Below are 20082 nucleotides of genomic sequence, written 5' to 3'. Positions count from 1 at the left end.
CGGCTCACGGACCCGCCACGCTCAGGGCGTCGGTGATCCGGCCCGACGCCCTGCGCGCCTCGGTGGCCGGATCGCCGCCGTTGAGGACCTTGGTCATGTAGCCCTTGATGGGGTTCTTGGCCTCGACCCCGGCCCAGCGGGGCGAATTGGGGGTCGCGCGGCCGTTCGCCGCGCCGACCGCCATCGCCGCGCTGCCCTCGTCACCCGCGACGGCGGGGGCCAGCTTCGCCTTGTTCGGCACGTAGTTCATGGTCCGCGCCAGATCGGTCTGCCACTTCTTGCCCGCGAGGGCCTCGATCAGCGCGACGGCTCCCTTGTGGTCGTCGCTGCGCTCGGGCACCACGAGGTCGGAGCCACCGGTGAAGACCGCGCCGGGCTTGCCCGCCGTCTTGCCGGGGATGGGGAAGTAGCCGAGCTTGCCCTTCAGCTCGGGGTTCTTCTCCTCGATGGCCCGCGCCGCGCCCGGCACGGCGATGATCTGCGCGACGTCGCCCTTCGCGAACACCCCGGTCTGCGCCGGATGCTCCTCGTCGGCGTCGCGCGGCCCCTGCCCGAGCGCCTGCAACTGGCGGTAGAACTCCATGCCGCGCAGCGCCGCGGGTGCGTGGAGGGTGCCCTTCCATGTCCCGCGGGTCTCCTTGGCGAGGTCGCCGCCCTCGTCCCAGACGAACCCGGAGAGGGTGTACCAGTCCTGGCCCGCGAGGTAGATGCCCTGCCTGCCGCCGGTGTTGAGCTTCTCGGTGGCCTCCAGCCACTGCGCGCGGGTGCGCGGCGGGCTCTTGATGCCCGCGTCGGCGAACAGGTCCTTGTGGTAGATCACGACGCGGTTCGCGGCGTACCAGGGGATGCCGTACTGCGCGTTGTCGAAGCGTCCCGGCTCGGCGAGGCCCGGCAGCCAGTCGTCCATGCCGAGGTCGCGCGCGGACTCCAGGGTGAGGTCGTACAGGCCGCCCTCGTCGACGTACTGCGCGACCTGGGTGTTGCCGACCTCGATGACATCGGGTCCGTCGCCGCTGTCGTCCTTGAGCGCCTTCTTCACCTTGGCGCCGATGCCGGTCCATTCCTGGACGCGCACGTCCAGGTCGATGTCGTCGTGCTGCTTCTCGAAGTCCTCGGTGAACCGCTCGACGAACTCCGGCGACGCGCTGCCCCGCATCAGCCAGAGGGTCACGGTCTTGCGCCCGTCCTCCCCCGGCAACAGCCCGCACCCGGCGAGCAGGGTCGAGGAGGCGACGACGAGGACGAGGGCACGGGATGCGTTGGGGCGGCGGCGGGGTTTCACGTGGGTCACTTTCTGCCTGCGGACAGGGAAGGGTGGGCCCGACGCGGGGGGGTGAGCACGAAACTCGAACGGGTATGGCTGGATTTTGGTCTGTACCAATGAGTCGGTCAAGGGGTGTGTGCCATCTCGCGTGTACGCGCGGACTGGGGCACGGTGGAGTGACGGCATTCCATGACGTCACTCCACTGCCGGGAGGCACTCCCTCATGTCGGATCACACGTATCGCGTCACCGAGATCGTCGGCACCTCGCACGAAGGGGTCGACCAGGCCATCCGCAACGGCATCGCGCGGGCCTCGCAGACGCTGAGGTCCCTTGACTGGTTCGAGGTCACCCAGGTACGGGGGCACATCGAGGACGGGCAGATCCAGCACTACCAGGTGGGGCTGAAGGTGGGGTTCCGGCTGGAGGACGACGAGTAGGCCCCCAGCGCTGTGCCTTCACCGCGGGCCTCATCGGGTTGCTCGCGCAGCTCCCCGCACTCCTTACGGGGCCGCCTGTCCTGACTCAAGTCCTGCCCTCTTGTTCCTGGGCCGTCTTCAGTGCCTCCGACGTCGCTGCCCAGCGGGCCCGCACGACCTTGAAGCCCGCTCGTTCCGCCTCGTCGCAGACCAGTTCGTCGTCGTCCACGAGCATGCGGATCTCCCGCTTGCGGGCGAGGTCGCGGAGGATCTCCAGTTTGGTGCGGCGGGCCGGGCGGCGGTCGTCGTTGCGGCGCATCCAGAGGCGGCCCGTGGGCAGGCCCTGGCGGGTCAGCCACTCCTCGGTGTCCTTGCGGCAGCGTTCGGGGCGGCCCGTCAGGTAGACGACCTCGCACTCCGCCGTGCTCTCCAGGGCCAGCTCGACGCCCCGCGCCAGGGGCGGGTCCTGGGGAGCCGCCGCGAAGAACGCGTCCCAGTCGCGCGGCTTGCGTTCCAGGAAGCGCTGGCGGTGCGCGGTGTCCGCGAGCGTCCCGTCGAGGTCGAAGACGGCCAGAGGTCTGTTGTCCTGAGTCACGTCGTCAGCGTAAAGAAGGCGGGGTGGGCTCCGCAGGGCGGGGAACGCGGCGCGGGGAATGCGGGCGCCGCCCACGCGTTGAAACAGTCGTGAGCTCAGTGATCGCGGGAACCCGCTTCTCCGTCCTCGACCGTTCGCGCACCCGCGAGGGGCACGAAGGGCCGTCGGCGCTGCGCGACACCGTACGGCTCGCCCAGGAGGTCGAGGCGCTCGGATACGACAGGTTCTGGGTCTCGGAACACCACGGAGTGCCCGGCGTCGCGGGCTCCGCGCCCACCGTCCTCGCGGCGGCCGTCGCGGGCGCCACCCGCACCATCCGGGTGGGCACCGGCGGCGTGATGCTGCCCAATCATCAATCGCTCGTGGTCGCCGAGCAGTTCGGGGTCCTGGAATCGCTCTTCCCGGGGCGGATCGACATGGGGCTCGGGCGGTCCGTCGGCTTCACCGACGGGGTGCGCAAGGCGCTGGGCAGGGACAAGCACGACGCGGCGGACTTCGCGGCGCAGCTGACCGAGCTGCTCGGCTGGTTCCGCGGTACGTCGGGGACGGGGGTGCGGGCCAGGCCCGCCGAGGGGCTCACCGTCCCGCCGTTCGTCCTTGCCATCGGCGAGGGCGCCCGGATCGCCGCGGAGGCAGGGCTTCCGCTGGTCATCGGGGACCTCAGGAGCCGCGAGAAGATGCTGCGCGGCATCGACGAGTACCGCGCGTCCTTCCGGCCCTCAGCGTGGTCCACGGAGCCGTACGTCGTGATTTCGGGGACCGTCGCCGTCGCGGAGACCGAGGAAGCCGCCCACCGCCTCCTGGTGCCCGAGGCCTGGTCGATGGCGTACTCCCGCACGCACGGCACGTTCCCGCCGCTGCCGCCCGCCGAGCGGGTCGCCGGGCTGGCCATGACGGAGAAGGAGCGCGGCTTCTACGAGTCGGGGCTGCGCGGCCAGGTGTACGGCACGGAGGAGCAGGTCGCCGTCGAGCTGGAGCAGGTGATCAAGGAGAGCGGCGCCCAGGAGGTGCTCGTGACGACCAGTACGTACGACCGTACGGGCCTCCTGGACTCCTTCCGGCGCCTGGCCCGCGTGGCCGGTCTGACACCGGCCGAGGACCCGCGAGGTCCCGCCCGCGTCGCCCGCAGGGATCGGCCCTGACGGTGGCGCGGACGGGCGCGGCGCTCCCCTGGGCACGGGGGACGAATCCAGCAGGAGCACCGCGGTCTCAGGTGGTGGCGAGCGCTTCGGTCGGGGGCAGCCTGGCCGCCCGTACGGCCGGATAGAACCCGGCGAGGCCGCCGATGACCAGGGTGGCCCCGACGCCGCCCGCCATCGCCCAGACCGGCACGACGGACGGCCAGCCCTGGTACGCGGCATAGCCGCCGGTGACGCCGATGCCGAGGAAGACCCCGCCGAGCCCGCCGAGGGCGGACAGGAGCAGTGCCTCGGCCAGGAACTGGGTGCGGATCTGGCCCCGGGTGGCGCCGAGCGAGCGGCGCAGGCCGATCTCCGAGCGGCGTTCGAGTACGGAGATCACCATCGTGTTGGCGACGCCGACGCCGCCCACGAGCAGGGCCACGCCGCCAAGCCCGAGCAGCAGTCCGCTGAGGGTGTCGTCGGTGGCTTCCTTGGCGGCCAGCGCGTCCGAGGGCCTGGAGACCTCGACCTCGCTGGGCGTCTCGGGGTTGGCGGTGGCGCCGAGCACGGACTGCACGTCGCCGACCGAGGACTCCTCGGCGCGGGTGTAGATCGTGGTCGGGTAGCCGTCGAAGCTCAGTTCGCGCTCCGCGACGTTCCAGCCGACCAGCGCGGTGGAGTCGAGCCCGGGGATCAGCTCGTTGGGGGCGAGCAGTCCGACGACGGTGAACCACTGCCCGTCGAGCCACACCTTCACGTCGGCGCCCGCCCGGTGCACGCCGAGCTGTTCGGCGGCCTTGGGGCCGAGCACCACGGCCGGGTAGCGGCTGTTGGCGGAGTTCAGCCAGCGGCCGTCGACGACCTTCGCGCCGACCGACGTCGGCAGGTCGGTGCGGGCGGCGGCCACCGTGAGCCCGCCGGTCTCCTGCTTGGGCGTGTAGTTGTTGCGGTAGACCTTCGCGTCCGTCCTGCCGATGGCCGAGACCGATTCGACGTGGTCGACGTTGCCGATCATCTGCACCGATTCGGCGGGCAGATGGGCGTCGTCGCCGCTGAACGAGGTGCCGGGGGTGACGGTGAGCAGGTTGGTGCCGAGTGACGCGAGCCGTCGGCTGAGGTCCTCCGACGAGGAGGTGGAGATGCCGACCACGCCGACCATGGCGGCGATGCCGATCGCGATGCCGAGCGCCGAGAGGAACACCCGCATGGGCCGCGAGCGCAGCCCCGAACCGCCGACCCTCAGCACGTCGGCCGGGTTCATCCTGGCGGGCCTCGGCCGCCGGGGCGGTGGCGTCGCACCGGCAGCGGGCTCCAGCTCCTTCGTCGCGTTCGCCGTGCTCATCGCAGCGCCCCCTCGGGGACCAGGGCCGTGGAGCGCCCCGCGGCCGACTCGCCGGAGTCGTGCTCGATCCGGCCGTCCTTGACCCGCACCTCACGGGGCAGGTTCGCGGCGATGTCCCGGTCGTGGGTGATGACCACCACGGTCGTACCCGCCTCGTGCAGCTCGTGCAGGAGCTCGATGACGACGGCCCCGGACCGCGAGTCGAGCGCGCCCGTCGGTTCGTCGGCCAGCAGCAACGGCGGATCGCCGAGGACCGCGCGGGCGATGGCCACCCGCTGCTTCTCGCCGCCGGAGAGCTGGTGCGGCTCGTGGTAGAGCCGGTGTCCGAGGCCGACCCTGCGCAGCGCCCGCTCGGCGAGGCGCCGTCGCTCGCCGCGCGATCGGCCGCTGTAGAGCAGCCCGTCCGCGACGCTGTCCAACGCCGGTACGCCGAAGGCCAGATGGAACTGCTGGAAGACGAAGCCGATGGTCCCGGCCCGCAGCGCGGACAGTTCGCGGTCGCTCAGGTCGGCAACGTCGTGCCCGTCGACGCGCACCAGGCCCGCCGAGGGGCGGTCCAGGGTGCCCATGATGTTGAGCATCGTGGACTTGCCCGACCCCGAAGGGCCGACGATGGCGAGGAGTTCACCGCGCCGGATGACCAGGTCCGCGCCGCGCAGCGCGGCCACGTCCCCGTACGTCTTGGACACCCCCGCCAGCTCGACCACCGGCCGGTCGGCGGGTGTTCCCGGTGTCTGCGAGGTCACTTGGGAACCCCCACGACGGTGCCTTCCTTGATGCCGGTGCCCGACACCTCGACCTTGCTGTCCGCGAACATGCCGAGCTTGACCGGGACGAGCTTCGTGCCGTCCGCCGTGACGACCTCCACGGCGTAGCCGCCGCCGCGCTTGGCGACCAGGGCGCCGACGGGGACCACGAGGACGTCCTTGTGGGACTCGGCCTTGAGCGTGACGTCGACGGCGGCGGCCTGGTAGCGGCCGAGGCCCTTCTGGTCCTTCACGGTCAGCTCGACGGGCAGGGTGACCTGATTGTTGTTGTTGCTGTCGCCGCTGCCGCTGCTCCCGGAGCTTCCGGAGTCACCGGAGTTGTCCTGCGAGGTGGTCGGCGTCCCGACGTCGGTCACCTCGGCCTGGACGGTGGAGTTGTCCGGCAGCTTCACGGTCGCCTCGGTGCCCTTCTGCACCAGGTCCTCGAACTGCACGTCCAGGTCGACGCTGACGATCCGTTCGGTGCCGGTCCAGGTGAGCAGGTTGCCGGTGAGGGCGGCGCCGGTGGCGGTCTTGAGGTCGGCGACGCGCCGCGCGCCGTCGGCCACCAGGGCGTCCCCGGGCGCGACCGTGCCGGTCTCCGTGCGGTTCAGGTCGTCCTGCCACTTCTTGACGGCGTCGGCCGTGTCGGAGGTGTAGGTGTCGTCGACCGTGAAGCCGGTGTAGCCGAGGGCGCGGAGGTTCTTCTCCAGCATCTTGACGTCGGCGCCCTCGGTGCCGTCCTTGAGGGTGCGGTAGAGCGGGAACGAGCCGTAGAGCAGCGGGACTTGCCGCTGGTCGACGCGGTAGACGGGGTCGCCTCGCCGGATGACCTTGCCCGCTTCGGGCAGCCAGGTGATGGTGCCCGCGCTTGTGTCGGCGCCCGTCGCGCCGCCCTGCCCGTTCTGCCCGTTCTGGCCCGCGCCCGTGTCGCCGGAGGCGGCGGCGGGGGCCTGCACGGTCGAGGCGTCGCCGAAGCCGAGGTTGCCGTCCACGGTCTCGGAGTCGGTCAGCGTGGTCCGCTGCACCTTGGCCGTGGCGGGCGGCCCGGAGGGCGCGGCGCTCGCGGAGCCGCCGTTGTCGCCGCCGAGCGATCCGGTGGCGGCGATGCCCGCGGCCGCGGCGACGGCTATCGCGGCGACCACGATCAGCGAGGTGCGCAGCGGCCGGCGCCTGCGGCCGCCGCCGGACGTCTCTTCGCCGCTCTCCCCGCCGTCCCCTTCGCCGCCCGCCTCGAGCTCGGGCACGGCCGCTTCGGAGCGTTCGGCCGCGCTTGCGTCCCGGTGTTCCGCGGCGGTCCCCTCCCGGCGTTCGGCGACGCTGCCCTCGGAGCGCTTGGCGAGCGCTCCTTCGGGCCGTTCGCCGTTGCCCGACGGGGTGAGCACGCCGGTCCGCCCGCTCACCATCTCGCCGGAGCCGTGCCGCTCCAGGGCGCCCGAGGTGTCGCCGCGGCCCGGCAGGGGCTCGGTCTCGTCCGGAGTCGTCACTGGGGGCCTCCTCCGCCACCGAACTGCACCGCGCCGCCCGGGTACTTGCTCTGGCACTTCTGCATGGCCTCGCGGAACTTCGGGTCACCGGGGTCGACTCCGGCGCCCATGATGTCGATGACCATGCTGGAGCCGTTGACCTCCGGGTCCGGGAACTTCGGCACCCCGTTGGAACGGATGCACTTGGCCCAGGACGCGACCTTGGCCGAGTCGAGGGTGCCTCCGCCGCCCCCGCCACCGCCGCCGCCCGGGCCCTGGCCCTGCGGGGCCTTGTCCTGGCAGGCCTTGGCCGCGTCCTTGAACGCCTTGGAGTTCGGGTCGACGCCGTCGTCCGGGCTGAGCCGGAGGCCGCCGCCGTTGGGCTGCGGATCCGGGAACTTGGGGACTCCGTTGGCCCGCATGCACTCCGAGTACGCCAGTGCGCGGTCGGCGGGAGCCGAGCTCTTGCTGGACGACGCGGCCGAGGAATCGCCCGAGCACGCCGTCAGCAGTGATCCTGCGAAAAGAGCCGATACCGCCAGGAGCGACTGTGCGACGGCTCGCTTGTGTGTGATGAACATGAGCCCAAGTTCTACGCAGCGGGCGGTCACACGGCGGGCACAGAACCGGGCGTCCACACAGTGCTCTGACGGGGTCGCGTTCCGGCCCGGGGCAGGCCGAACTGCCGCGTGCCCACGGCAGCGCGGCAGTTCCGCTTCCCCCTCAGCGCCCGGCCCGCTCCGGGCTTCCCCGCACCGGCGTCCCGCGCCACTCGGTGAGCCGCAGCTCCTCCTCGCGCGTGCAGTCGATGCGCTTCATGGCCGCCTTCAGGAGCGGCGGCGCCATCACGGAGGTGACCACCGCGACCAGGACGACGATCGTGTACGTCCGGGTGTCGAGGATGCCGAGCCGCAGCCCGACCATGGCCACGATCACCTCGATGACGCCCCTGGCGTTCATCCCCGCGCCGAGCGCGAGCGCCTCCCAGCGGCTCAGCCTGCTCAGCCGCGCGCCGATGTAGGCGCCCACGAACTTCCCGACGATCGCGACCGCGAGCACGATCAGGGCGGCCCCGAGCACCGCGGGTTCCGCGAGGGCCCGCAGGTCGATCCGCAGCCCCGCCGTGGCGAAGAAGACGGGGGCGAGGACCGCGAGGACGACCATGCGCAGCGACGCCGTACGGGACCGGTCGAACTCCCCGCTGGAGCCGATGAGCATCCCGCAGAGGTACGCGCCGAACACCGCTTCGAGGCCGAGGGCCTGGGTGCCCGCCGCAGCGAGGACGATCATCGCGGCGGCCGCCGAGACCGTCCGCTCCTCCGAGCCCTTGCAGAGCCGCAGGGCGCGCCGCACGAGCGGGCGGCCGAGCAGCACCGCGAGGACCAGGACGAGCAGCAGGGAGCCGATGGCGTGCCCGAACACCCCCGCGCTCAGCCCGCCCACGGTCATCGCCGAGACGACGGAGAGCATGAGCCAGCCGAAGGTGTCGTCGATCATCCCCGCGGCGAGGGTCAGCTGGCCGACGTCGCGGTGCATGAGGTTCATGTCCATCAGGGTCTTGGCGATGACCGGGATGGCGCTGACGCACATCGCCACGCCCAGGAAGAGCGCGAACATCTGCCGGTCGGACGCGCCGATGCCGAGCATCCCGGCCAGCGGATGCCCGAGCCCGATGCCGAGCGCCAGCGGCACCAGGAGTCCGGCGAGGCTGACGCGCAGCGCGGTGGCTCCCCTGCGGCGGATCATCCGCAGGTCCATCTCGATCCCGGTGAGGCCGACGAGGAGCAGCACCGCGAGCTGCCCGACGGCGTCCAGGAGATGGACCTGCGCGGGGTCCGCGGGCAGCAGCCAGGCCGTGACGCCCGGCGCGAGCCAGCCGAAGAGCGAGGGGCCCAGCAGCACGCCCGCGCCCAGCTCGCCGACGATCGCGGGGAGCCCGCAGCGGGCGGCCACCCTGCCGAGCAGGATGGCGAGCAGCAGCAGGAGCCCGACCTGGAGCAGGAAGACGAGCAGCGGATGCGCCGCGATCGGCGCGACGGGGGCGGCCGCGAACACGTCACCCGCCGTCGCCGTGCCGCCCGCCCCCACCCCGGGGAACCCCACCGGCCCTCACCCCTCCCGTTCCCTGACCCGGAAGTCACCGGCCGCGGCCGGGACGCCCGGCGACCATTCGCCGTACCTGCGGAACCCGTAGAGCAGCGCGCTCTCGCGCTCGAAGCCGCCGAAACGCTCGACGGCGCGCACCGTTCCCACGACGATCACGTGGTCGCCCGAGGGGTGGGTGCGCGCCACGGTGCACTCGGCGACGGCGTGCGCGGCCTCGATCAGCGCGGGGCTGCGGGTGTGCCGCGCGGGCCGCCAGGCGACCTTGTCGAACCGGTCGGGCGCGCCGGAGGCGAACAGCGCCGCGACCCAGTCGGCGTCCCCGCGCAGCAGGTTCACCGCGAACGCCCCGCTGGCGAGCACCGCGCGCAGCGTGGGGCTCTCCGTGCGCAGGCACGTCAGGAGCGTCGGCGGGTCCACGCTGAGGCTGCACAGCGACGAGCACGTCATGCCCCACGGCGCGGAGCCGCCGTCCCTGGCCGTCACCACCGAGACGCCGGTGGGGAACGACGCCATCATCTCGCGGAACTCGGCGTCCATCCCGCTGGTCACACCCCCTCGCGCATCCGGCGGAAGTACTCGTTCTGCGTCGGCAGCGTCCGCACCAGGTGCCGCGCCTTGTCCCGCACCGCCTGGAACTCCGCGAGCGCGTCCTTCTCGTCGATCAGGTCGAGCGCGGGCGAGGGCCGCACGTCGATGCCGCCGGTGCCGAGCAGGATGCAGTTGTACGAGTAGGGCGGCAGCCCGTGGTAGCGCGGGTAGACGGTGCCCGCGTCGGGGACCTTGCTCTCCCACTGCTCCAGACGTTCGGCCAGCGGGTCCGGCACGGTGCGGATCTTGGTGTCGCGCCAGTACTGGTTGTCGGCGCGCTTGGCGCCCCGGTAGTGCAGGACGAGGAACTCCCGTACGCCGTCCATGACGTTCATCACCGCGCCGTTGTACTGGTCGCGCAGCGACTGGTCCCAGTCGGCCGCCGGGTAGTACTTGACCAGCTGCTCGATCGCGTAGTGGATGAAGAAGATCCCGGTGGATTCGAGGGGCTCGACGAAGCCGCTGGACAGGCCGATGGCCACGCAGTTGTTGACCCAGGAGCGGCGGCTGCGGCCGATGCGCATCCTGATGTGGTTGGCGGACGCGTCGGCCGCTGCGGGCCCGACGAACTCGCGCAGGGTGCGCTCGGCCTCCTCGGCATCGATGTAGTCACTGGCGTAGACGTAGCCGGTGCCGATGCGGCTGATCAGCGGGATGGTCCAGATCCAGCCCGCGTCCTGCGCGGTGGCCGTGGTGCACGGCCGCAGCGGGTCCTTGTCCATGTCCATGGGGACCTGGAGGGCGACCGCGCTGTCGTTGGGCAGGGTGTCCTGGTAGGACACGAACGGCTCCGCGAGCGCCTTGTTGATGAGCAGCCCGCGAAATCCCGTGCAGTCGACGAAGAGGTCGCCGGTGAGGCGGCCGTGCTCGGCGGTGGTCACGTGCGAGAGCCAGCCGCGCTCGTCGAGGCCGACGTCCACGACGTTGTCGACCACGTGCCGCACGCCGCGTTCCGTGGCGTACTTCGTCAGGTACTTGGCGAGCAGGTGCGCCTCGAAGTGGTAGGCGTAGGGGAACTGGGCCCCCTGGTACTCGGCGATCGTGTTCGGCAGGTCGTCGGACTCGACGAACTCCTGCTCCAGGAGCCGGTTGTCGAGGTAGCGCGGGTTGCGGTTGGCGTCGATCAGCGAGGCCATCACGAAGCAGTCGGTGTCGAACCGCTTGCTGGTGGGGTAGCGCAGCCACCAGTCGGTCAGCGGGAAGCCCTTGACGGACCTGAGCTGCTCGAAGGGGTGGTAGAAGTGGTGGCCTGGCTCGCGCCAGTTCTCGAAGCGGACCGCGAGCTTGTACGTCGCGTTGCAGGCGGGCATCCAGTCCCGTTCGGCGAGGCCGAGGAACTCGAAGAAGTGCCTGATGTCGCTGAACGTGGCCTCGCCGACGCCGATGGTCCCGACGTCCGCCGACTCCACGAGCGTGATCTTGACGCGGTTGCCGAAGGCCGCCGTCAGATACGCGGCGGTCATCCAGCCCGCCGTGCCGCCGCCGACGATGACGACGTCGCGCACGGCGGCAGCCGCGCCGTTCGCCGCCGGGTCGTGTCCTGCCGTGCCGTTGGTCCCCGGTCCGTTCATGATGTCCCCACCCCTGTCTCCCTGTTGAGCACGAAATCTCCTCGGTGGTGCGCGCCCTCTCGTCTCACCAGGCCACCGGCAGGCTTTCCACGCCGTACGCGGTGGACCTGACCCGGAACGCCACGTCCCGCGCGGGTTCCGCGACGCGCAGCGCCGGGAAGCGGCGCAGCAGCGCCGCGAAGGCGATCCGCAGTTCCTGCCTGGCGAGGGCGGCGCCCAGGCAGTGGTGGATGCCGTGGCCGAAGGCGACGTGGGCGACCGGCTCGCGCATGAGGTCGAGGCGGTCGGGCAGCGCGGTGAGCGCCGGGTCGCGGTTGGCCATCGGGATCGAGCAGACGACGGTGTCCCCCGCCTTGATGCGCCGGCCCGCGACGGTGACGTCCTCCAGGGCGGTACGGGGCGTGGGCGCGTGCGGCACGGACAGATGGCGCAGCAGTTCGTCGACGGCCCGGTCCAGCGCCGCCGGGTCGCGGCGCAGGGCCGCGAGCTGGTCGGGGTGCTGGAGCAGGGCGAGCGTGCCGAGGCCGATCATGCCCGAGATGTTGTCGAGACCCGCGAGCATCAACAGGACGCAGACGCCGCGCAGTTCCTTGTCGGTGAACTCCTCGCCGTGGTCGCGCACGAGCATGCCGATGAAGCCTTCGTCGGGGTCGGCGCGCTGGCGTGCCACGAGGGCGGCGAGGTAGCGGGTGAACGCGTTGCCCGCGCTCGCCCGGCGCTGTCGTCCCTGTCCTGTCGCCAGGTGTGTGTGGCAGCGGCGCAGGAAGTCCCCCCGGTCGTCGCGGGGCACCCCGATCAGTTCGCACAGGACGGCGCCCGCGACCGGCGTCGCGAACCGCTCCACCAGGTCGGCGGGTTGACCGGCGCGTTCGACGTGGTCGAGACGCTCCTCGACGATCTCCTCGATCCTCGGCCCGAGCCTGCGGATGCGGCGGTGCGTGAACTCGGGCGTGAGCATCTTGCGCAGCCGGGTGTGGTCGGGCGGGTCGTAGTCCATGAGCTGCCCGATGGCCTCGTCGGGCCGGTAGCCGTCCGCGTCCTGCGCCCGCGAGCCGACGCGGCGGCGGGTGGAGAAGCGGACGTGGTCGCCGAGTACCTGGCGCACCTCGTGATAGCCCGTCACCAGCCAGGCGGTGCCGCCTTCGGGCACCTCGCCGAGCGTGCTGACGGGCTGCCCTTCGGTGGCGCGGCGCAACTCGTCGGACGGGTCGAGGCCCGTGCGGCGGGTGTACAGCGGGATCGTCCCGCGCTCCTGCGACATGTCGTCCCCTACCAGGCCACGGGCAGTGTCTCGACGCCGTAGATGCCGGTCGGCGCCTTGTAGCGGAGCTCCTCGGGGGCGACGGCGAGGCGCAGTCCCGGGAAGCGGCGCAGGAGCGCGGGCAGCGCGATCCGCAGCGTCATCCGCGCGAGCGGCGCGCCGAGGCAGTGGTGGATGCCGTGCCCGTAGGCGACGTGGCTGGTGTCCGCGCGCGTGATGTCCAGATCGTCGGTCGGTGCTCCCGGGCAGCGGGCGCGGTTGGCCGCGAACAGCGAACAGATCACGACGTCACCGGCCTTGATCTCCTGTCCTGCGAGGGTCACGTCCTCCAGGGCGGTGCGCGGCGACGCGGCGGTGACCGAGGTGTACCGCGTCAGCTCCTCGACCGCGCTCTCGGTCAGCTCGGGGCTCTCGCGGAACCGGGCGAGCTGGTCGGGGTGGCGAAGGAGCGCGAGGATCGAGAGGCCGAGGGTGCCGCCGACGTTCAGGACGGAGGGCGCGAGGAGCGTGGCGACGGTCCCGGCCAGTTCGTCGTCGCTCAGCTCCGTCCCGTACTCCTTGATCAGCGCGCTGATCAGGTCGTCGCCGGGGGCGCGGCGCTTTCGCTTGATGAACTTGGCCATGTACGCCATGTAGGCCTTGCCCGCCGCCATCCGCCGCTCCCGGGAGTGCACGTCCGTGCGGCTGATGTCGAGGTTGCGGGCGAGTTCGGCGTGGTCGTCGCGGGGGATGTCGAAGAGGAGGCAGCCGACCAGGCTGGGGATGGGCGCCGCGAAGTGCCGGATGAGGTCGGCGGGCTGCCCGGCCCGTTCCAGGGCGTCCAGGTGGTCCGCCACGATCTCCTCGATCATCGGTTCCAGCCTGCGCATCCGCCGCCCGGTGAACTCCGGTGTCTGCATCTTGCGGAGCCTGGTGTGGTCGGGCGGGTCGTACTGGAGCAGGTTGCCGGGCTGGACGAGCCGCCGTGAGTCGGCGTCGGTGTCGGCGGGCGGCAGCGAGCTGAACCGGTCCGCGTCGCCGAGGACCGCCCGCACCACCTCGTTGCCGACGGCGAGCCAGGTGCGCTCCGACGTCCCGGGGACGTCGAACTCGACGAGCGGGGTGTCCCTGCTCATCAGGGCCAGTTCGGGTACGGGGTCGATCCCGTCGCGTTGTTCGTGCAGCGGCACGTGGGACGGCTTGGGCATGGTGGACTCACTTCCCCCTGGTTCCCGCGTCGGCCGCGGCGCGGAGCTTGTCGGCGACGACCCGCCCGATGTGCGCGGCGGCCGCCGGCTGGAACAGGTCGTAGTGGCCCGCGTCGACGTCGTGCGTCTCGATGGCGCCCGCGATGTAGGGCTCCCAGGTGGCGGCGGCCGCCTCGGTCGGGAGTTCGGCGGGCCGGTCCCCGGTGGCGATGAAGAGCAGCAGGTCGCCGCCGTACCGGGGCGGTGTGTGGTCCGGCGCGAACCCTGCCGCGTTGCGGATCACCTTCTGCATCTTCTTCAGGAGTTCGCCGCCCACGCCCATCCGGACGGCGTCGATGTCGCCCGGCATGGCCCGGTCGGTCTCGTCCTGTCCGCCCGGCGCGGGGCGGTCTCCCGCCTCGGCCGCCGGGGGCTCGCCGTCGGCGGTCACGACCCTGCCGACGTTGCCCGGGTAGGCGTCGAGGACCGCGAGCAGCGCCACCTCTTCGCCCTGCTCCTCCAGGCGGGCGGCGATGGCCTGGGCGATCAGGCCGCCGAGCGAGGAGCCGAGCAGGTGGTAGGGGCCGGTGGGCTGGACGGACCTGATCTGCTCCAGGTAGTCGACCACCATGTCCTCGACGCTCGTCGGCATCGGCTCCGGCGCGCCGAGCCCGCGGGCCTGGAGTCCGTAGACGGGCCGGTCCGAGGGCAGGTGGCGCAGCAGGTTGCCGTAGCTCCAGCTGAGCCCCATGGCCGGGTGCACGCAGAACAGCGGCGGGCGATGGCCTTCCTTGCGCAGCGGGAGCAGCACCGCGAGGTCGCCGTGACCGCCGCCCGTGCGGCGCGGCGCGCCCGTCGCCCGCCGGTCCCGTTCGGCTGCCGCGTCCCGGAGGGTGAGCAGGCCGTCGGCGGTGCGCTTGGCCCGTTGGCCGGTGCGCAGCATCCGTTCCCCTTCGCTCCCGAAGGGGCAGGCGACGAACCGTTCGCCGGTCGGCGCGGACCCGTCCGCGTAGCCGCGGGCGAGTGCGGCGCCCGCGAGGTACAGGTCGCCGACCACGCCCGGTGGGACCGGCCGCAGGAAGTCGTCGAGGACGAAGGCACGGGTGCCCGCGACGGGTGTCCCTGAGGCAGGTGCCGTCGGCACGGGTTCACCGGCGGGGGTGCGGTGGTCGAGCCAGGAGCCCACGGTCTCCGCGGGGCCTTGGCCGTTCGCGCGCGCGGCGTCCCGCCCGGTGCTGAGCCGGACCGTGCCGCCCGCGCAGAGCGCGGCGAGCAGCGGCGTCGCCAGGGTGGCGGCGGGGGTGCGGGCGTCGAGGAGCACCTCGTCCCCCGCCGTGGTGGCGGGTGTCCGGTGTGTCGCGTGGTGGGCGAGCGCCCGGTGTTCGATCACCGCGGCGCCGCTCCGCGCGGTCGCGGGCAGGACGAGCGCCGCGTGGCCGGGCCGTGGCGTCCTGCCGGAGCCCAGGGGCCCCGCGGCCTGCCCGGTCGGCGCGGGGGCGTCGGCGCGCAACACCGGGGCACCCGCGTCGACGGGCAGTCGGGCCGCGGTCTCCGAGGTGCAGATCAGCGCGGCGGCCCTGCCCTTGCGGCCGAGCGTCCCGATGGCGTCGAGGGGACGTTCGGGGGCGGCGGGCAGGCAGGCGGCACCGCTGGCGAGCACGCCGAGCAGCGCGGCGGCGAGCCCTCCCGACGGGGGCAGCGCCACGACGACGACGTCCTCGGGCCCCGCGCCGACCGCGGTCAGGCGGCGCTCGAACGCCCCTGCCGCCGTGGCCAGTTCGGCATACGTGAGGGAGCTCTCCCCGTCGGTGAGGGCCACGGCGTCGGGGGTGCGGGCGGCGCGCTCGGCGATGAGTTCGACCACGCCGCGCTCCGGGATCCGCGCGGCCGTGACGTCGCCGGCCGCCGCGATGATCCCGCGCAGCTCGTCGTCGCCGAGGAGTACGTCGACGTCACCGACGCGGGACTCGGGCGCATCGGCGACCTGTTCGAGGACGTGGACGAGGCGCTGGGCGAGCGCGGTGGCGGTGGCCCCGTCGAAGAGTTCGGTGGCGTAGCGCAGCCGCCCTTCGATGCCCGCAGGGGTGCCGTCGGCCCGGTGGCGTTCGGTGAGGCTGAACGTCAGGTCGAGCTCGGTGGTCTCCGCCCCGGTGTCGACGCGGGTGGTGTGCAGACCGGGCAGTTCGGAGGGGTCCCACTCCTCGGTGCCGTCGTCCCGCACGTCGAGCGCCACCTGGAACACGGGGTGGCGGGCCGCCGAGGGGGGCGGGGCCAGGGCGTCCACCAGGTGGGCGAAGGGCACTTCCTCGTGCCGCCTCGCCTCGCGCCCCGCCTCGGTCACCCGGTCGAGCAGTTCCAGGAAGGTGGGGTTGCCCGAGGTGTCCGTACGCAGCACCAGCGGACCGGCGAAGGGGCCGACAACGCCCTCCAGGTCGCCTTCGTTGTCGCGGCGCGGCAGCACGGTGCCGAGCAGGATGTCGTCCCCCGCGCCGAGCCGGGTGAGCAGCAGCGCGAGGGCGGCGTGCAGGACCGCGAAGGCAGGTGCCCCCGAGGGTTCGGCGGCCTCGGTCAGCCGTTGGTGGGTCTCGGCGTCCAGGCTCAGCTCCACGGAGTCGGCGCGGTGGGAGGCGAGCGCGGGGCGCTCACGGTCGGCGGGCAGCTCGATCTCCGGTGCCGCGTCGGCCAGGGCGTCCTTCCAGTAGGCGAGTTCCTCGCCGATGAGGCTGTCCGGCTCCTGCGCGCTCTTGAGGAGTTCACGCTCCCACAGGGCGTAGTCGGTGAACTGCAAGGGCAGCGGCGCGCGTTGGGGTGCGCGCCCGTCGCGGCGTGCGCCGTAGGCGGCCCCCAGGTCGCGTACGAGGATGTCGAGTGACGGGTCGTCAGCGGCGATCCGGTGCACGACGAGCAGCAGCACGTGCTCGGTCTCCGAGAGCGTGAACAGGTGCTGGGACCAAGGGAGTTCACGGGAGAGGTCGAAGGCGCGGCCCGCGTGCGCGGCGAGCAGGTCGGCCAATTCCGCCTCGGTGACGTTCCGTTCGGTCGGCTCCGGGCGGGCGGACTCGGCATCCAGGACGCGCTGGTGCAGGTCGTCGCTGCGGGTGCCGCCGAAGGTGGTGCGCAGGATGTCGTGCCGGGCCGCGACGTCCGCGAGCGCGGCCCGCAGCGCGTCCCTGTCCAGCTCGCCGCGCAGGCGCAGCGCCACCGAGGTCTGGTGGGCGGCGGTGTCGCCGTTCAGCCGGTCGAGGAGCCAGGTGCGCGACTGGCCCGCCGATACGGGTATCTCGTCGGGCCGCTCTTCGACGGGCTCCAGGACGGGGCGCGCCTTGGCGGTCAGCATGCGGGCCACGCCCATCGGCGTCGACTCGCCGAAGAGCCGCCGCATGCTCAGCTCGACGCCGAACTCCTCGCGGACCCGCGCCACCAGGCGCATCGCCAGGCCCGAGTCGCCGCCGAGGTCGAAGAAGTTGTCGTCGACGCCGACCCGTTCGAGGCCGAGGATTTTGGCGAACAGCGCGCACAGGGCCGTCTCGGTCTCGCCCTGCGGCGCCCGGTCGGAGACCCGATCGGCGAAGTCCGGTGCGGGCAGCGCCCGGTGGTCCACCTTACCGTTGCGGGTGAGGGGCAGCGCGTCCAGGACCGTCACCGCGGACGGCACCATGTACTCGGGCAGGAGCCCCGCCGCGTGCTCGCGGATGTCCCCCAGGTCCGCCTTCTGCCCGTCCCGCTCGTCGGGGACGATGTACGCGGTCAGGCGCTTGTCGCCGGGACGGTCCTCCCTGGCCACGACGGCGGCCTGGGAGACCGAGGGGTGGGCGGTGAGGACGGCCTCGACCTCGCCCGGTTCGATCCGCAGGCCGCGGATCTTGACCTGGGCGTCGGCGCGGCCCGCGAAGAGCAGCTCGCCCTCCCGGGTCCAGCGCGCCAGGTCGCCCGACCGGTACATGCGGGTGCCGTCGGCGAAGGGGCAGGCCACGAAGCGTTCGGCGGTCATGCCCGGCCGCCCGGTGTAGCCGCGGGCCACGCCCGCGCCCGCCACGTACACCTCACCCGTCGTGCCCGCGGGCACCGGCCTCAGGAAGCCGTCGAGGACGTAGATGCGGGTGTTGCCGATCGGCCGCCCTATGGAGGGGGCCTGTCCGGCCGGGGTGCCGCTCTCGTCGAGCGGGACGGCGGTGGAGATGACGGTGGCCTCGGTGGGCCCGTAGGTGTTGCACACACGGGCCCGGCCGGTCCAGCGGCCCGCCAGGTCGGCGGTGAGGCGTTCGGCGCCGAGCACCCAGTTGCGTACGCCGGGCACGTCGGCCGGGTCGAGGAGGCCGAGCAGCGAGGGGACGACGCTCGCGGTGGTCACCCCGGCCTTCTCGATCATGCGGGCGAGGGCGGCGGGGTCGGTGCGTTCGTCCTCGGTCGCGAGGGCGAGGGTGCCGCCCGCGGCGAGGGTGGTGGCGACGTCGAGGACGGCCGCGTCGAAGCTGAAGGAGGCGAACTGCAGGGCCGTGACGCCTTCGTCCATGGCGAGGAAGGGCCGCATGGCCTCGGCGAGGTTCACCACGCCCCGGTGCGGGACCGCCACGCCCTTGGGGCGCCCGGTCGACCCCGACGTGTAGATGACGTACGCCAGTTGGTCCGGCTCGGTGAGCACGGTCGGCGGCGTGTCGGGTTCGGCGGCGACGGCCTGCTCCGCCTCGTCGAGCGTGATCACGCGTGCGGCGCCCGCCGCCACTTCGGTGAGGGTGCTCTTCGTGCCGAGCACGACGTCGGCGCCGCTGTCGTCGATCAGGTAGCCGAGCCGGTCGGCGGGGTGGCCCGGGTCGAGCGGCACGAACGCTCCCCCGGCCTTCCACACGGCGAGCAGCGCGACCACCATGCCGGTCCCGCGCGGCAGGCAGAGCCCCACGCGCGTCTCACGGCGCACCCCGAAGCCCGCCAGGTGGTGGGCCAACCGGTTGGCTTCCCGGTCGAGTTCGGCGTACGAGAGCGTCTCGGATCCGCACCGCACGGCGACGGCGTCCGGCGCCCACCTGGCCCGCTCGTCGAAGGCGTCCACCCAGGTGCCCGGCGGCACGGCACGGGCGGTGTCGTTCCACCCCTCGACGATCGTGGTCCGCTCGTGCGGCGCGAGGACGTCGATGTCGCTGATCCGGGACGTCGGGTCGGCCACCATCTGTTCGATGACGCGGACCACCCGGTCGAAGATCGAGCGTGCGGTGTCGCGGTCGAACAGGTCGGGGCGGTAGTCCAGTTTGCAGCGCATCCGCTCGCCGGGGGTGACCACCAGGGTGAGCGGATAGTGCGAGGCGTCGCGGGACATGCCCGAAGGGCGCATCGTCAGCGCGTCGGCGCCCGGGGCGCCGCCCGGCGGGTGCGGGAAGGACTCGTAGAGGACCAGCGTGTCGAAGACCGCGCCGGGTCCCGCGAGCTTCTGGATCTCCAGGATGCCGACGTGCTGGTGGCCGATCAGCGCGGTCTGCCGTTCCTGGAGCCCGGTCAGCAGGTCGGCCACGGACTCCGCGCCGTCCAGGCGTACGCGCACCGGGAGCGTGTTGATGAGCAGCCCCACCATGGATTCCACGCCCGGCAGTTCGGCGGGGCGGCCCGCCGTGGTGCTGCCGAACACCACGTCGGTGCGGCCCGCGAGCCGCGCGAGGACGAGCGCCCACGCGCCCTGGATCACGGTGTTCGCCGTCAGGCCCTTGCCGCGGGCCAGCGCCGTCACGCCCCGCGAGAGGTCCTCCGGCAGATCGGCGATCACGTGCTCGGGGAACTCGGGGATCCGGGTCGGGTCGGCGGGCACCACGAGCGTGGGCTCGTCGGCGCCCGCGAGCTCCGTGCGCCAGGCGGCGCGCGCCGCCTCCTTGTCCTGCCGGGCAACCCAAGCGACGTAGTCGCCGTACGAGGCGGCCCTCTTCAGCCCGGAGGCGTCGCCGCCCGCCGCGTACACGGCGGAGAGCTCGCCGAGCAGGACCGGCATCGACCAGCCGTCGAGGAGGATGTGGTGCAGCGTCATGACCAGCTGGTGCCGGTCCTGGCCGGTCCTGATCAGGAGCAGCCGCAGCAGGGGCGCCACCGCGAGGTCGAAGCGCCGGGCCAGCTCGCCTTCGGCCAGGCGCCGGATCTCCTCGCGCGCCTCCTCCCGCGCCAGACCGGAGACGTCCGCCTCGCTCCACGGCAGCGTCACGTCACGCACCACGACCTGCACCATCTGCGCCCCGCTCACCGGGCGGAAACAGGCCCGCAGCGCCGCGTGCCGGGCCACCAGGGCCTGCCACGACGCACGCAACCTGGCCGCGTCGAGCGGTCCTTCGATGTCGAGCGCGGACTGCACGGTGTAGACGTCGGGCCCCTGGTCGGCGAGGCCCGCGTGGAACAGCAGCCCCTCCTGCAACGGTGAAAGCGGCCACACGTCCTCGACAAGGGATCGGGTCATCGCTCCTTCTC

At 72.8% G+C, this 20082-nt stretch carries 14 protein-coding genes; 2 read left to right on the top strand and 12 right to left on the bottom strand.

The window, feature by feature from the left end; genetic code table 11:
- Positions 1-4: 4 nt before the first annotated feature.
- Entirely contained in the window at positions 5-1291 is a 1287-nt protein-coding gene (locus tag KY5_RS37790) for an extracellular solute-binding protein (protein ID WP_234363063.1), read from the bottom strand.
- A 196-nt stretch (positions 1292-1487) separates the two neighbouring features.
- Between KY5_RS37790 and KY5_RS37785 the strand changes: the two genes are divergently transcribed.
- Positions 1488-1703, top strand: coding sequence for a dodecin (locus KY5_RS37785; RefSeq protein WP_098246426.1), 216 nt, complete (start codon positions 1488-1490; stop codon positions 1701-1703).
- 85 nt (positions 1704-1788) lie between these two features.
- Here KY5_RS37785 and KY5_RS37780 read toward each other — a convergent pair whose 3' ends face one another.
- Positions 1789-2277: an HAD family acid phosphatase gene (locus KY5_RS37780; RefSeq protein WP_098246425.1), complete on the bottom strand. Its 489-nt coding sequence runs from the start codon at positions 2275-2277 to the stop codon at positions 1789-1791.
- 89 nt (positions 2278-2366) lie between these two features.
- Between KY5_RS37780 and KY5_RS37775 the strand changes: the two genes are divergently transcribed.
- Entirely contained in the window at positions 2367-3419 is a 1053-nt protein-coding gene (locus KY5_RS37775) for an LLM class flavin-dependent oxidoreductase (RefSeq protein WP_098246424.1), read from the top strand.
- Between the two features lie 67 nt (positions 3420-3486).
- Here KY5_RS37775 and KY5_RS37770 read toward each other — a convergent pair whose 3' ends face one another.
- The 10 genes from KY5_RS37770 to KY5_RS37725 form a co-directional block, all read right to left on the bottom strand.
- Positions 3487-4740 carry an ABC transporter permease gene (locus KY5_RS37770; RefSeq protein WP_199843421.1) on the bottom strand — a complete coding sequence of 418 codons (1254 nt, stop codon included), beginning with the start codon at positions 4738-4740 and terminating at the stop codon, positions 3487-3489.
- On the bottom strand, positions 4737-5486 hold the full coding sequence (locus tag KY5_RS37765; protein WP_098246422.1) for an ABC transporter ATP-binding protein: 750 nt from the start codon (positions 5484-5486) through the stop codon (positions 4737-4739). Before KY5_RS37765 ends, KY5_RS37770 begins: the two co-directional genes overlap by 4 nt.
- Positions 5483-6973, bottom strand: coding sequence for a peptidoglycan-binding protein (locus tag KY5_RS37760; RefSeq protein WP_234363062.1), 1491 nt, complete (start codon positions 6971-6973; stop codon positions 5483-5485). Before KY5_RS37760 ends, KY5_RS37765 begins: the two co-directional genes overlap by 4 nt.
- Positions 6970-7533 (bottom strand): hypothetical protein, encoded by a 564-nt coding sequence (locus KY5_RS37755; RefSeq protein ID WP_098246421.1) that lies wholly within the window; start codon positions 7531-7533, stop codon positions 6970-6972. The genes KY5_RS37760 and KY5_RS37755 overlap by 4 nt, the downstream gene beginning before the upstream one ends.
- Positions 7534-7675: 142 nt before the next feature.
- The gene (locus KY5_RS37750; protein ID WP_234363061.1) at positions 7676-9055 is read right to left on the bottom strand and encodes a cation:proton antiporter; all 1380 of its coding nucleotides are present in this window, start codon (positions 9053-9055) and stop codon (positions 7676-7678) included.
- A 6-nt stretch (positions 9056-9061) separates the two neighbouring features.
- Entirely contained in the window at positions 9062-9607 is a 546-nt protein-coding gene (locus KY5_RS37745; RefSeq protein WP_234363060.1) for a flavin reductase family protein, read from the bottom strand.
- Positions 9604-11217: a tryptophan halogenase family protein gene (locus tag KY5_RS37740; RefSeq protein ID WP_098246420.1), complete on the bottom strand. Its 1614-nt coding sequence runs from the start codon at positions 11215-11217 to the stop codon at positions 9604-9606. The genes KY5_RS37745 and KY5_RS37740 overlap by 4 nt, the downstream gene beginning before the upstream one ends.
- Positions 11218-11281: 64 nt before the next feature.
- Positions 11282-12478: a cytochrome P450 gene (locus tag KY5_RS37735; protein WP_098246419.1), complete on the bottom strand. Its 1197-nt coding sequence runs from the start codon at positions 12476-12478 to the stop codon at positions 11282-11284.
- A gap of 8 nt (positions 12479-12486) precedes the next feature.
- The gene (locus tag KY5_RS37730; RefSeq protein WP_098246418.1) at positions 12487-13665 is read right to left on the bottom strand and encodes a cytochrome P450; all 1179 of its coding nucleotides are present in this window, start codon (positions 13663-13665) and stop codon (positions 12487-12489) included.
- 7 nt (positions 13666-13672) lie between these two features.
- Entirely contained in the window at positions 13673-20071 is a 6399-nt protein-coding gene (locus tag KY5_RS37725; protein WP_234363059.1) for an amino acid adenylation domain-containing protein, read from the bottom strand.
- Positions 20072-20082 lie beyond the last annotated feature (11 nt).

It is taken from the genome of Streptomyces formicae, assembly GCF_002556545.1.
Taxonomy (GTDB): Bacteria; Actinomycetota; Actinomycetes; order Streptomycetales; family Streptomycetaceae; genus Streptomyces; species Streptomyces formicae_A.
The sequence above is the reverse complement of the archived record's forward strand: the minus strand, read 5'-3'. Positions and strand labels throughout refer to the sequence as shown.